Source organism: Mesorhizobium sp. Mes31, assembly GCF_024519675.1.
GTDB lineage: Bacteria > Pseudomonadota > Alphaproteobacteria > Rhizobiales > Rhizobiaceae > Mesorhizobium.
Window position 1 is genome coordinate 1 of record NZ_JALJRL010000021.1, and the last position, 13595, is coordinate 13595.

12 protein-coding genes are annotated in these 13595 nt (G+C 65.3%); 8 read left to right on the plus strand and 4 right to left on the minus strand.

The genetic code is table 11. The annotated features are described in order from the left end of the window. Nucleotides 1–52: 52 nt before the first annotated feature. Nucleotides 53–1084, minus strand: a complete 1032-nt coding sequence (locus tag NR193_RS27160) for a hydroxyacid dehydrogenase (RefSeq protein ID WP_256753787.1) — start codon at nt 1082–1084, stop codon at nt 53–55. Nucleotides 1085–1230: 146 nt separating this feature from the next. Here NR193_RS27160 and NR193_RS27165 point away from each other — a divergent pair, with 146 nt between their 5' ends. The 5 genes from NR193_RS27165 (at nt 1231) to NR193_RS27185 (ending at nt 6091) form a co-directional block, all read left to right on the plus strand. Beyond that, a complete protein-coding gene (locus NR193_RS27165; RefSeq protein ID WP_256753788.1) occupies nt 1231–2292 on the plus strand; it encodes a LacI family DNA-binding transcriptional regulator in 1062 nt (353 codons plus the stop codon). A gap of 80 nt (nt 2293–2372) precedes the next feature. Then, entirely contained in the window at nt 2373–3362 is a 990-nt protein-coding gene (locus tag NR193_RS27170; protein WP_256753789.1) for a substrate-binding domain-containing protein, read from the plus strand. A gap of 125 nt (nt 3363–3487) precedes the next feature. After that, a complete protein-coding gene (locus NR193_RS27175; RefSeq protein WP_256753790.1) occupies nt 3488–4459 on the plus strand; it encodes an ABC transporter permease in 972 nt (323 codons plus the stop codon). Continuing rightward, nucleotides 4456–5232, plus strand: coding sequence for an ATP-binding cassette domain-containing protein (locus NR193_RS27180; RefSeq protein ID WP_256753791.1), 777 nt, complete (start codon nt 4456–4458; stop codon nt 5230–5232). The genes NR193_RS27175 and NR193_RS27180 overlap by 4 nt, the downstream gene beginning before the upstream one ends. A gap of 4 nt (nt 5233–5236) precedes the next feature. Then, the gene (locus NR193_RS27185) at nt 5237–6091 is read left to right on the plus strand and encodes a sugar phosphate isomerase/epimerase (RefSeq protein WP_256753792.1); all 855 of its coding nucleotides are present in this window, start codon (nt 5237–5239) and stop codon (nt 6089–6091) included. Nucleotides 6092–6346: 255 nt separating this feature from the next. Here NR193_RS27185 and NR193_RS27190 read toward each other — a convergent pair whose 3' ends face one another. Both NR193_RS27190 and NR193_RS27195 read right to left on the minus strand, forming a co-directional pair. Next, nucleotides 6347–7561 (minus strand): NAD(P)/FAD-dependent oxidoreductase, encoded by a 1215-nt coding sequence (locus NR193_RS27190; protein WP_256753793.1) that lies wholly within the window; start codon nt 7559–7561, stop codon nt 6347–6349. Between the two features lie 87 nt (nt 7562–7648). Continuing rightward, entirely contained in the window at nt 7649–9127 is a 1479-nt protein-coding gene (locus NR193_RS27195; protein WP_256753794.1) for a formyl transferase, read from the minus strand. On the opposite strand from NR193_RS27195, the gene NR193_RS33585 reads away from it, so the two are divergent. The 3 genes from NR193_RS33585 (at nt 9008) to NR193_RS27210 (ending at nt 12879) form a co-directional block, all read left to right on the plus strand. Further along, nucleotides 9008–9295 carry a hypothetical protein gene (locus NR193_RS33585; protein WP_256753889.1) on the plus strand — a complete coding sequence of 96 codons (288 nt, stop codon included), beginning with the start codon at nt 9008–9010 and terminating at the stop codon, nt 9293–9295. The two genes, NR193_RS27195 and NR193_RS33585, sit on opposite strands and share 120 nt — an antisense overlap. A gap of 127 nt (nt 9296–9422) precedes the next feature. Then, nucleotides 9423–11531 (plus strand): exopolysaccharide transport family protein, encoded by a 2109-nt coding sequence (locus NR193_RS27205; RefSeq protein WP_256753795.1) that lies wholly within the window; start codon nt 9423–9425, stop codon nt 11529–11531. A gap of 1 nt (nt 11532) precedes the next feature. Further along, the gene (locus tag NR193_RS27210) at nt 11533–12879 is read left to right on the plus strand and encodes a VpsF family polysaccharide biosynthesis protein (RefSeq protein ID WP_256753796.1); all 1347 of its coding nucleotides are present in this window, start codon (nt 11533–11535) and stop codon (nt 12877–12879) included. Nucleotides 12880–13243: 364 nt separating this feature from the next. On the opposite strand, the gene NR193_RS27215 is transcribed toward NR193_RS27210, so the two are convergent. Continuing rightward, nucleotides 13244–13579 carry a hypothetical protein gene (locus tag NR193_RS27215; RefSeq protein ID WP_256753797.1) on the minus strand — a complete coding sequence of 112 codons (336 nt, stop codon included), beginning with the start codon at nt 13577–13579 and terminating at the stop codon, nt 13244–13246. Nucleotides 13580–13595: the final 16 nt, after the last annotated feature.

Below are 13595 nucleotides of genomic sequence, written 5' to 3' on the forward strand. Positions count from 1 at the left end.
GTTTGAGCATGATCTTTCCCGAAAACCGGATTCCACTTTTCGGGATCATGCTCTAGTTCTTGTCGACCGGCTTGGAGCGCATCCTCGACACCGTCTCGCGTTCGGCGCGCTTGGAGCGCAGCGGCGGCAGGCCGCGGTCGATCAGGTCCATGTCCTCCAGCACCATGTCGCCCATGCGCTTGAAGGCGATGTCGAGCGCGCCGGCGCGGTGGGCCGAGCGCAGGAAGCCGGGCAGGGCGCGCACGGGATGGTCCTGCGCCAGCGGCTCTTCGGGAAAGACGTCGCTGGCGGCGACGATGTGGCCGCTCTTCACTGCGTCCATCAGGGCCGGGAAGTCGACGACGCCGGCGCGGCTGAGCAGGATGAAGGCGGCGCCCTTGCGCATGCTGGCAAAGGCCGGGCTACCCAGAAAGCCCTGGTTCTCGCTGGTCACCGAGGCGACGACGAAAACGAAGTCGCTGGTCGCCAGCACCTCGTCCAGCGAAGCCGGCTCGACACCATTGTCGATCAGGATCGACGGCGGCAGCCAGGGGTCGAAGACCTTGGTGCGGGTGCGGAAGCCCGACAGCAGCCGGTTCAGCGCGCGGCCGAGATCGCCGAAGCCGATGATGCCGACATCGGCGCCGGAGAGGAGCCGCGCCGTCTGGTTGCCGTCGCCGCCCCACAACTCCTTGCCCTGGCGAAAGGCCAGGTCGGCGTCGACGATGTTGCGGGCGAGGTTGAGTGCCATGGCAAGGCCAAGCTCGGCCACCGGCTCGGCGAACACCAGGCCGGTGGTGACGACATGGATGCCGCGCGAAAACAGTGTCTCGTAGGGCATGTTGTTGAGGAGGTTGGTCTCGACATTGAAGACGCAGCGCAGTGCCTTCATGCTTGCCAGCGTCTCGGGCGTGATCGGCGGTTGGCCGACGATGTAGCGGGCCTCGGCCAGCACATCGGCCGGCAGCTTGGCCACGCCATCGGGCGTCGTCTCGACGATGCGGTACTTCGCCCTGAAGCGCGCCAGCTGATCCGGCGTGAAGATGAGATCGAGCGTGCGTGGTTCCGGCGCGCTGATGACCAGCGGCAAGGCGCTGTTTGACATGATGATTCCTCCCGGGCGCGATCCGACCGCGCTTTCTCGACGGACAAAATACCTCCGATTAAACGATTTACAACCACGAAAAATCGATTTACTCATTTTGGCAGCGGACGGAAAATGCTGACGTCCGCGCCTCGGGAGGAGGACCAATGGCGCATCGGCAAGCCCAGCAGCGGCGTCCGTCTATCCACGACGTGGCAAGCCGCGCCGGCGTGTCCGCCGCCACCGTCTCCAAGGTCATGGCGGGCGTCACCACGGTGAAGCCGGAGAATGCGCAGCGGGTCTTCGATGCCGTCGAGCATCTCGGCTACCGCGTCGATCCGCTGGCCTCCGACATGCGGCGGGCCAAGCGCCGCATCATCGGCGCCATCATGCCAGAGTTCGAAAGCGAGTTCTTCGGCCAGATGGTCAGCCAGCTCGAAAGCCTGGCCGAGCAGCGCGGCTACACGCTGGTGGCGGCCTCGAGCCGCGAATCCGAGGCGCGCGAAACGGAAATCCTCGCCCGCATGCATGACTGGCGGGGGGCCGGCGTCGTGCTGGCGCCGGTGCGCAACGAGCATGGCCCGGCGGCCGCATTCATGAAGGCCAATGGCATGACCGGCGTGCTGATCGACCGCGTGCTGTCGGACGACGCCTTCGACACGGTATCGGCCGACAGTGCTTCCGCCAGCGCCGAAGTGGCGCGCGCGCTGATCGGCAAGGGCCACCGCCACATCCTGGTCATCGGCCTTGGCGAGCAGGCGGCCACGGTGCGCGCCCGCCTCGACGGCTTTCGCGCCACCGCGCTCAAACTGGCGCCGGACGTCCGCATCGATGTCGTGCTTGCCGAAACTGATGTCGAACCGCTGCGGGCCCAGTTGCGCGACTACTTTGCAAAAGGCGAACGCCCGACGGCGGTCTATTCGCTGTTCCTCAAGGGCACGCTGGTGGCGCTGTCCGAATTCCGCCGGCGCGGCTGGCACTGCCCCAACGATATTTCGCTGGTCGGCTTCGACGATGCCGAATGGATGCAGGTGACATGGCCGGCCATCGCCGCCGTGGTGCAGCCGGTGCGCCAGATCGCCGGCCACGCTATGGAAGCGCTGTTTGCCAGGATTGAAGGCGAGGAGGGGCCGCCGACCGCGCGGCTCGAACCTTGCAAGGTTTTGATGCGGGAATCCGTTGGCTCGCCAGGCAACGTCCCGCATTCCGGGGGAGGAGACCGACAATAGCCCCCATTGTCGAAGACGGAAGGCAAACGCCGCGCCTGGCCTCGGCTCGCGGCACGTGACATCAACCGGAGGAAACCAAAATGACACCGTTCGCTCTGAAGATAAATCGATTTACTTTGGCTTTGGGCGCGGCAATCGCGTTCTCGGCCATCTCCGTGGCCAAGGCCGAGGACGGCGAATACGGCGTGCTGATGAAGACGCTTGCCAATCCGTTCTGGGGCGCGATGGCCCAGGGCGTCGAGGCCGGCGCCAAGGAAGCCGGCGTGAAATACTTCCAGCAGGCGGCCGAAAGCGACCAGGCGGCCGAGCCGCAGCTCAATTTGTGCAACACCATGCTGGAGCGCAAGCCGGCGGCGATGATCACCGCCGCCATCAACTCGACCAATCTGCTGCCGTGCCTGAAGGCGGCGCAGGACGCCGGCATCAAGATCGTCGACCTCGACAACAATCTCGACCAGGCGGTGCTCGACAAGGAAGGCATCAAGGTCACCTTCCACATCGGCTCCGACAATGGCGCGGCCGGCGCGCAAGGCGCGGACTATCTCGTCTCCAAGCTCGGCAAGGACGCCAAGGGTCCAGTGCTGGTGATCGAGGGCCTGTCCGGCAACATCACCGGCGAGAAGCGCGCCAAGGGCTTTGCCGACAAGCTGAAGGAGCTGGCGCCCGGCCTGGAAATCGTCGCCTCGCTGCCGGGCGACTGGGATCGCGGCAAGGCGGCCTCGATCGCCACCGACACGCTGACGGCGCATCCCGACCTCGTCGCCATCTTCTGCGCCAATGACGGCATGGCGCTGGGTGCGGTCGAATCCGTCTACGCCGCCGGCAAGGGTCCGCAGGTGACGATCATCGGCGTCGACGGCAATTCGGATGCGGTGAAGTCGATCAAGGACGGCCGCCTCAACGCTTCCGTTGCGCAACTGCCCTACCTCGTCGGCAAGCAGGCGGTCGAAAACGTCAAGAAGGCGCTGGCCGGCGAAAAGGTCGAGGACAGCATCGCCGTGCCGACCCTGGTGCTGACCAAGGACGTGCTCGACGCCGGCAAGGAGCCGATGCTGGAATATGTGAAATAGGGAATAGGCAGTAGGCAGTAGGCAGTAGGGGAACCAGGCATGTTCCGCCCTTGGAGCTGATCCCGATCGACTTCTACCCTACTGCCTAATCCCCACTGCCTACTGCCTCATAAAAGGTGCAACCAATGTCATTCTGGTCCCGGGTGCAGCGCGCATCCGTCGAACGGCTCCATATCAGGCTGGAATCGCTGCTGGTGCTGGTGGCGCTCAGCGCCGTCATGGCGGTGCTGTCGCCCTACTTCCTGTCGCTCAGCAATTTCCTCAACATCCTGCTCGCCACATCGACGATCGGCGTGCTGGCCATTGCTGCCACCTTCGTCATCGGCTCGGGCGGGCTCGACCTGTCGCTCGGCTCGGTGATGGGCCTGGCCGGCGTCGCCGGCGCTTTCGTGGCCGTCAATCTGGGCTGGCCGTCGGTGTTCGCGGTCTGCGCCTGCATCATCGCCGGCGGGCTTGCCGGCTATATCAATGGCCAACTGGTCACCCGCGCCTTCGTGCCGGCCTTCATCGTCACGCTCGGCATGCTCGGCCTGGCGCGCGGCTTGGCGCTGGTCATCTCGCAGGGCAGGGCGATCTACGGCCTGCCGTCCGCAATCGTCTATATCGGCCAGGGCCGGCCGTTCGGCATTCCGATGCCGGTCATCCTCTTGGTGCTGACGGCGATCGTGGCGCATTGCCTGCTCGCCTATACGCGCTTCGGCCGCCACACGCTGGCGCTCGGCGACAGCGAGGGCGCGGCGCGCGCCGCCGGCATCCGCGTCGAGCACCACCGCCGCATCATCTACACGCTGTCGGGGGCGCTCGCCGGCCTTGCCGGCCTCCTGTTCACCGCTCGCGTCAACGCCGGCGACCCGACCGCCGGCATCAACTACGAACTCACCGCGATCACCGCGGCGATCATCGGCGGCACCAATCTGTTCGGCGGCCGCGCCTCGATCCTCGGCACCATGATCGGCGCGCTGATCATGGGGGTGCTGCAGAACGGGCTGACGCTGCTCGCGGTGCAGTCCTATTACCAGCAGATGGCGATCGGCGCGGTGCTGATCCTGGCGGTCTTCATCGACCAGTACCAGGTGCGCAAGGAGTCACGCGTATGACCCTTCTCACCCTGCAAGGCATCCGCAAGAGTTTTGGCGCAGTCGACGTGCTGCATGGCGTCGACCTTTCGGTCGAGGCCGGCGAGGTGATCGGCCTCGTCGGCGACAACGGCGCCGGCAAGTCGACGCTGATGAAGACCATCACCGGCATCTACCAGGCGGACGCCGGCTCGATCGAGCTCGGCGGCAAGGACATCCTGCCGCTCGACCCCGGCCAGCGGCGCGAGCTCGGCATCGAGATGATCTACCAGGACCTGTCGCTGGCCAAGCAGCAGGACGTGGCGGCCAACATCTTCCTTGGCCGCGAGCCGACGAAGAAGCTGTTCGGGCTCATTCCAGGCTTTGTCGACAAGGCCGAGATGGACCGCCAGGCGGGCAAGATGATCGAGCGGCTGGGCGCGCATCTGCCGTCGATCAACCGCTCGGTCGGCTCGTTCTCGGGCGGCCAGCAGCAGACGGTGGCGATCGCGCGGGCGCTGACCTTCAACCCCAGGCTCGTGATCATGGACGAACCGACGGCGGCGCTTGCCGTGCGCGAGGTGCAGAGCGTGCTCGACCTCATCCGCCGGCTGAAGTCGGAAGGCATCGCCGTGATCCTGATCTCGCATAGGCTCAACGACGTGCTGGCGGTCACCGACCGCATCGTCGTGCTGCGCCACGGCCGCGCCGAGGCCAATCTGGTCACCGCGAAAACCAACATGAACGAAGTCGTCGGCCGCATCGTCGGCGGCGGCGACACCAGCGCCGCGGCGGCGCACGAACAGAGAGGCTGAACCGATGAATACCTTTGGACTGCACACTTTCGCCATCGCGCCGGTCTGGGACCTCGACCTGATCGAGCCGCAGATGGAGCGGCTGAAGGGGCTCGGCATCGGCCTGCTGGAAATCCCGCTGCTGCGCCCCGAGGAGATCGACACCAGGCGCACGCGCGCTTTCGCCGAACGCTGGAATGTCGAGCTTATTCCGTCGCTTGGCCTGCCGGCTTCACTCGACGTGGTGGCGCGGCCGGACGAAGCGCTTGCCTTCCTCGAGCCGGCCTTCACGGTGTGCGAAGCGGTGGGCAGTGAAGCGCTCGGCGGCGTCACCTACGGCACGATCGGCAAGACCTCGGGCCGTGCCCCGACGGCTGGCGAAATCGACGGCATGTGCAGCTTCCTGGCGCGCGCGGCCAAGGCCGCCAAGGCGCATGGGCTGAAGCTCGGCATCGAGCCCTGCAACCGCTACGAGACGCATCTGATCAATCGCGGCATCGACGCGGCGAGGATCATCGAGCGCGTCGGCGCCGACAACATCTTCATCCATCTCGACACCTATCACATGCATATCGAGGAGGAGAGCTTCGAGGCCGGCTTCAAGGCCGCCGCGCCCTATCTCGGCTATGTCCATGTCTCGGAAGCCAATCGCGGCGTGCCGGGGCGCGGCATGCTCAACTGGGCGGCCTGCATGAAGGCGATCGCCGGCATCGGCTACAGCGGCGCCATCACGCTCGAAAGCATGAACCATGTCGATGTCGACATTGCCGGCGGGCTCGCCGTGTGGCGGCCGGTGGCCGACAATCCCGACGACGTCATCGGCGTCGGCCTGCCGTTCCTGCGGGCGGAAGCGAGGAAGGCCGGGCTGACGCTGGGGTGAGGGTGCCTTTCAAGCTGTGACAGCTGGCCGTGGCACAATTGACACCTTGCAGCAAATTGGCTCTTTTGTCTCGGTATCCAACGCGGAGGGCATATCCATTGAAGAAATATGAGAAGCCAACGTTGCAGAAGCGTGAAAAGCTTTCGGCCGTCACGGCGCAGGCGCTTCCGTCTGGCACGCCGACCTGAGTGGTTGACGTCTGACGCGTTCGCCCGGTGAGGCGAAGGCACAAAGGCGCGATCGGTCGATCGCGCCTTATTGCATTTTGGCCACGGCCGCTGGCCGCTGGCCGAAATGCCGTATCTTGCGGCCGATGATCATCAGCTGGCGCGCGGTGTTGTTGCGCAGGCGGCGCATGCGCCATTCGAGTCCGGTGCCGGTGGTGATGGACCTGGCATAGTAGCTCACGCGCATACCGTCCTCGTCGGTGGCCACCTTGACCGGGTCGTCATAGAAGGCGCAGATCTTGTCAGCCGCCATGCCCGGCGTTTCGAGCCAGCGCGGAATGTGAACCGAATAGAGCTGATCGACATCGGCCATCACCCGAGTGATGCCGACGCCCGGCGTCGGACATGTCGTGCAGAAGGCGTCGCCGATAAAGACAACCCCGTCACGGCGATGCCCTTCCGTCCGCGTCAGATCGATCGGCCTGATCTCGACTGGCCCGCTGACCTTGAAGTTCCCGCACTGCGCCGCGATCTCCGGCATCATTTCGCAAAGCATTTTCTGCGGATTCTTGCGGAACGCCTTGGTCCACGGCTCGTTCGCCTGGCGATAGCCGAACATGTTCGCACGCATGACGCCGCCGATGGGAAACACGCTGATATAGGCCATCCGGTCCTCGGGTCGGCTGGCGAAACAGGTGACGGCCTGAAAGCCGCATTCGCTCGGCGGGATCGCAAGATCGAATCCGATCGACAGCGAATGGCCCTTGGACTCCTCGATGCGGCGGACGCCGATGGCGCGGCGCACCGCCTCGCTGTGGCCGGTGGCCACCACCAGCAGCCGTGCCTCGATGATGGCGCCGGTGTTGAGGACAAGCCGCTGCTTGTCCGGCCCGGTGGTGACCTCGGCGACCTTGGCCACGGTGACCGGCACCTGGGGCGGCAAGGCGGCGCGCAAGCCATTGATCAGCGCGCCGTAGGAAAATCCGTATTCGACGCGCCGTTCGCGTGCGAACAACTGGCCAAGGCGAAAGACGTGGATGTCGTCCATCGGCGTCATCAGAGGCAGGACGATCGAGTCCAGGCCCAGCTTCTCGAACAGACGCCCCTGGCCCGTGCCAAGCTTCTCGGCCCTGAATTCGTCGGGATGGGTTTGGTGCGGATCGATCAACGCGACCTTGCGCCCGTCTCTGCCCAGCAGCATCGCCAAGGTCGTGCCGGCCAGTCCGGCGCCGACAATCGCCACGTCGACCGTCGTCGGCTCGGCGTTTCCGGCGGGTGTCTCAGGCTCTTTCTGGCTGCTCATCATGCTTCTCCGGGCATTGTCCCGACTATCTTTCTGGCCTCAATCAACCTCAAGCAACCTTTGCGTGAGGCCGGTAGCAACCAATGTTTAGGTTAATCCACGCCGATGCTTCCAGCGCGGCGCGATCGCCGAGCCATCGATGAACTCGAAGCCTCCCGCCTCGTTGAGTGTGTGCAGCTTGCGCCCGTTCCATAGCTCACCCGGATTTAAGATCGTCTCAACGACCTGCTCCATGCCGCTCAGGTCGAGGCGCGAAACGCGGGCGATGCCGAGCGCGGCGCCATAGCTGCGGCGGCAGTCCTGCACGGGGCGGATGAGGTCGTTGCCGCGTTTCACCATGCGGCCGGCCGGCCTTGCCGAGGCAATGTCGATCAGCACGGGATTGTTCGGATGCGGCGTCCAGGGTCCGCGAAAATCAGGCGCCGACCACAGATGCAGCGCGTCGGAAAAGGCACCTCCGCCGTCCCGGATGGTGCCTCCACCATCCCGGATGGTGGCGAACATCCACCAGCGTCCGCCATGCTCGACCAGCGTGGCGTCACTGGCAACGACGCCGGACAGAAGCGTCGATTCCTTGACCCAGCCGCCGGGAAAGGCGGTCGCCCGGTAGAGATCGACCGTGCCGTTGGCGCAGCTTTCCGGGATCATCCAGACCTCGCCGTCGCGCTCGAAGACGAAGGGGTAGGAGAGGTGATAGGGCAGTTCCAGCACCGGCTTCGGGCTTCCGAGCGGCCCCGCCGGGCCGAACGGGACGGCGGAGATGATGGCCTTGCCGAGCCGGTGGATATAGTCCTCGACAAACAAGGTGAGCTGGCCCTGATGCAGGATCGGGAACGGATCGGCGTAGAAGCGGCTGCCGTCGTCCGGCAGCACCTGCCAGCCCGATGCCGGGTGCGCGCGCAGCTCGAACAGATCCCTGCCATTGGTCTCACGCCAGCCGACCTTCCAGTGCGGCGCGTTGTAGCAAAGATGATAGATCTTCTGGACGATCCGCCGCGCCAGCGCCTTGGCCGCCCTGACGCCAAGCTTGCCGGCCGAGGGCATCGGCGGCGGGGCCCCGGCCTGCGCCGCCTCGGGCAGCGCCGGAAGGGCGGTGGCCTTCGCCGCGCCCGTCATTGCCGCGACGACCAGGGTTGCCGTGCGCGCCAGCATGTCCTGGAAAGAGGCGAGCGCGATGCCGCCATATTCGGTTCCCAGGCGCCCGGCGGCAATCGCAACGCCGTTCTCCTCGATCCGGGCAAGCGGCGTCCGGCCGTCGAGGATCAGGGCCAGCAAGGCTTCTTCTCCACCGGCGCCATCGTAGGTGACGCGCCAGACGCGGCTTGCTTCCGGATCGACGTCACCGCAGAGGTCGAGCACCAGGTCGGGGGAAGCGGGCCCTTCCGTGCGGTAGGGAGCGAGGTCCGAAAGTGGCACGCGTTTCGCCAGCCCGTCATGGGACAGGCCGTGTATCGCCGTTTCAAGTTGGAACAAGGCCTCCGCGCCGCGCGGGAGGCCGCCGCCGGCCGGCCGGCCGTCGACAGACACCGTCACGTCTGGAAGCGCGGCCAGGCGTTGGAGCAGCATGAGGTGAAAAGCGCGGACGCATTGGCTGTCCAGGCGAAGGCTTACCCGCATATCGGACGCTCGACGGTCCGGCGCATGTCATTGCCGACGCAGCCGGCCCGGTTCAAAAACTGCCCCATCTATGTCCGTCTCCTGCCGCGCGATCTGAACACTCCGGTTTCCTTCTAAGCAAACCCCGTGCCAAAATTCCAAGCAGCTGCGAACATAATTAATAATGTTTTAACAATTGGAGGAATAGCTAGGCTCACGCCGCAATTTGGTCTTGCAGGCAAATGGAGTATTGTAGGAGGCAGCTATGCTATCATCTCTGCCCAGCGTTCCTCAGCAATACTTTCCGGAAGCGGGACCGGTGGAATCGGCGGCATCCTACGCACCTTCGACAGTCGAGCTCGGCGACCTGAAGCGCATATTGGTGCGCCGTCGCCTGTGGATCATCGGCACCGCCGTGCTGCTGACGCTCGCGACCCTGCTCTACGGCCTGCTCACGCCCGCGCTCTACAGCTCGGTGGCGGAAATCATCGTCGATCCGCAGGACCTGCAGGTGGTCACCAACAACATCAATCCGAGCGGGCTGGCACCCGACGGCGGCATCACGCAGGTTGAAAGCCAGGTCAGCGTCGTCCAGTCGACGGGCGTGCTGCTGCGGGCGATCAAGGCAACGAACCTGACGGCGGATCCGGAATTCAACGGGCAGGGCCTGCTGTCGCGCTTGCTCGGCTCGGGTCCGGACCAGAAGGACAGGACGCTCTCGACCCTCGATGCGCTGCGCAGCCGTCTCGCGGTGAAGCGCGCGGACAAGGTGCTGGTCATCGACGTGATCGTCACGGCCAAGAGCGCCGACAAGGCCGCGCTCCTGGCCAATGCCATCGCGCAGGCCTATCTGGCCGACCAGGCAAACGCGCGCGCGCAGGCCGCCACGGATGCGTCGAAGTCGATCACGGCGCGGCTGGACGAACAGCGCAAGCGCGTTCAGCAGGCAGAAAACGCCGTCGAGGCCTACAAGGCGGCCAACAACATGGTGATGGCGGCGGGTACCCTGGTCAGCGACCAGGAACTCACCGATCTCAACACGCAGCTTTCGGCGGCGCAAAGCCGCACGGCGACGCTGAAGGCGCAGGTCGACCAGCTCCGCAAGCAGAACGGCACGGCCGACGCGACCTCGGAAGCGATGCGCTCTTCGGTGATTTCGAGCCTTCGGGCACAGGAAGCAACGCTTGTCGACCAGGTCTCGCAGCTTGGCACGGAACTCGGGCCGCGCCATCCGTCGATGATCGCCGCGCAGCAGCAGCTGCGCGACACGCGTCGGCTGATCGCGCGCGAGCTCGGCCGCATCCAGACGGCCGCCGAGACCGACTACGAGCGGGCGCTCGCCAACCAGCAGGCGCTGGAAGCGAAAGTCGCGGGCATGAAGAGCAAGTCGCTCGACACCGACCAGGCATCGGTGCGGCTGCGCGAATTGCAGCGCGACCTCGAGGCGGTGCGTTCCGTCTACGCGACCTACCTGCAGCGGGCCCAGGAAACGCGCGAGCAGATCAACGTCGACAGCACCAACGCGCGCGTCATCTCGGATGCCATGCCGGCCCAGAAAAAGAGCTGGCCGCCGCTGGGGCTGCTCCTGTTTGGCGCCGTGTTCGGCGGATTGGGACTGGGCACCGGCCTGGCGCTGATCGCGGAATATTCCTCGCCGACCGTGCTTTCCAGCAACCAGATGCAGTCGGTGATCGATGCCCCCGTGCTTGGCATCCTGCCGGCGGGAACGAAGGCGGGACGGCGCTGGTGGCCTTTCGGCGCGAGCCCGGCCGTCGCGGCCAGCCAGAGGACGGACGCCGTCGTCGGCCTGGCGCTGCGGCGCATGTTCACCTCCGGCAGACGCCCGCCGGATTGGCCGCTGGTGCCAAGCATTCTGGTGACGTCGCCACCCGAGGATGGCGCGCAGCGCAACAGGATCGCACGGCTGCTCGCCAACGCCGCGGCTGCCAGGGGCAGCCGCGTCCTGTTCGTCGACACCAACGCCAGCAACGGCCAGAAGGACCCGCAGCCCGGGATACTCGACGTGCTGCGCGGCGAGTATGCGTTTGAAGCCATCAGCCGATATGCCCCGGGCAGCAACGTCGCGCTTCTGGGCAGGGGCCGGCCCAAGGCGGTCTTCCAGGAAGCCCACGGCGTCTACTTCGCGCAGCACATGCTGACCCAGGCGAGCCGGAGTTTCGAACTCGTCGTCGTCGATGGCGGCGCGCTCGCCGAGAACCTGAATGCCTCGCCGCTTGTCGCCATGGTGGACGAGATCGTGCTCGTCGCCAGGCTGAACGCCACGCCGATGCGTGACGTGACGGCGACCGTGCAGGCGATTTCCGTCATGGGGCGGGTGCCGACAGGCGCGCTGCTGGTCGACGAGGTGGCCTGACATGGCCTCCGGCTGGAGCGGAACCGCCTCGACCCTCAGTGGCGCCGCGCCCCGCGCCGGCACCTCCGTCGATGCGGTGACGCAGGTTGGACTGATCGCCGCCGTGGTGGTGCTGTTCGCCGTCTCGGGCGGCATGCTCTGGCTGCTGGGCTACAATTACGATGGCCTGTCGGGCAGCGCGGCGACCAAGATCCATCCCTCCACCTATCTCATCATCCTGCTGTTTGCCTGGCGTTCATGCACGTTCGGCAATCCGGTCGGCTATTGCGTCCACGTCGCCGACCGGCGGCCGGCGACCGCGCTGATGGTCGTCATCGCCATCGTGCTCCTGGCCGTCGTCATCCTCAGGCAACGGCCCGGCATGGCCGGCATGATCGACACCTTCGTGGCTTCCGGGCTCGCGGTGCTCTTGCTCGGCGAGGACGACGAATGGACATTCGCCAAGCTGCCCACCGTCATTCACGCGGTCATGACGGCCAACGCGCTGCTCGCCCTCGTCGAGTTCGCCACCAAGACGCTGCTCTTCCCCTATCGCTTCGATGGCGAGGTGTTCGCCACCGACCTGCGTTCGAGCGCGCTGCAGGGGCATCCGCTGGTCAATGCCACGCTGACGTCGATCTACGTGCTGGCGCTGCTCAGCGGCGCGAGATCGCTGCCGGCGCCGCTGCGGCTGGCGATGGTCGGCCTGCAATGCGCGGCGCTCGTTGCGTTCGGCGGCCGGTCGGCGATGGTGGTGACCATCCTGCTGGGCGGCAGCTATGTGCTTTTCCACGGCTTTCGCAAATTGCGCACCGGACGCGTCAACCTGCTCGGCGCCGCGCTGGCGAGCATGCTGGCCGCGCTGCTGCCGGTTGCCATCGCCGTCCTGGCCTCACAGGGCTTTTTCGATGCGCTGCTTGGCCGCTTCGTTTCGGACGGCGGCAGCGCCAATGCCCGCGTCGAGATGTTCGAGATCTTCAAATATCTGGAGCTGCGCGACGTGATCGTCGGGCCGAGCGTCGATCTCGTCGAGAGCCTGCGCCGGATCAACGGCCTCGAATGGGGTATCGAGAACCCGTTCATCCGCATGACGGTCTACCAGGGCGCCTTCTTCACCCTGTTGATGATGTCCGCCTTCGGGCTGTTCATGCATGAGGTGGCGCGCCGCTGCCATCCCGGCGTCTGGCTGCCGATCGTGGGCTGGCTCATTCTCCTCAACACCTCGGAAAGCATCTCCTCCAAGACCACGCTGCTCACCAAGATCGCCTTGCTGTGCCTTGCCCTCTACCGGCCGGCGCGCGCGGCGCTCAGGCCGGTCAGAGCAGTTCCTCGTTTCATGGAAACGCAGAACCGCTCCACATCTTTTTGATGCAATTGCCGTTTCACAAAGCTCAATCAACCGGCTGCCGCCAATGGCCGAGATGGGCCGTTTCCAGACCGTCCGGTTTCGGTAGTATGTTGCGAGACGCTGCCGTTCTGCAGCCGACCCCAAAGGGATCGGTAAGGGCACCTGCACTCGTTGCGTCGAGGCGGACGTTCACTGCATGAAACAGATTACTATAGTTCTGTTTCATCTGGGACGTCCGCACTTGGGTGGAAAGCGGTCGCTACGGCAATGGCGGTTACATCTCTGTCCGAGGCGGATCAGATCAGCGACATGGCCGCCGTGTCTTTTACTCCTTGAGGCATCGGCCTGCCAATTCGTCCTTCGCGCCCGAGCTTTTCGATGGCGATTATTTACCTTTACAAACAGGAGGTCTGAAGACGCGGGTAGCCCCCTCTTCGGGGTCGATCACCAGCACAACGTTTTCTGGGTTTTGCCAAGGTAGCGACATCACGTAGGCCGCAAAGTCGTCTTCGGGGAAATGGTTGAAGCCGCCGCCGGCTACAAACAATTGCGGGTGCTTGCTGCCGCCAAAGCTAGCCTCGACACTGTTAAGTTGTTGGAAGGGGCCGGCGCGCTCCGCTAGCCACTCCTGTATGCGCTCGAAAAGAACTGGCTGACCGTTCGGGCTCGAACGATCTTCAGCATTAGATGAACAAAGGACCACACCGCTGACGACGCTCATCGTGCCTTCTTGCCCT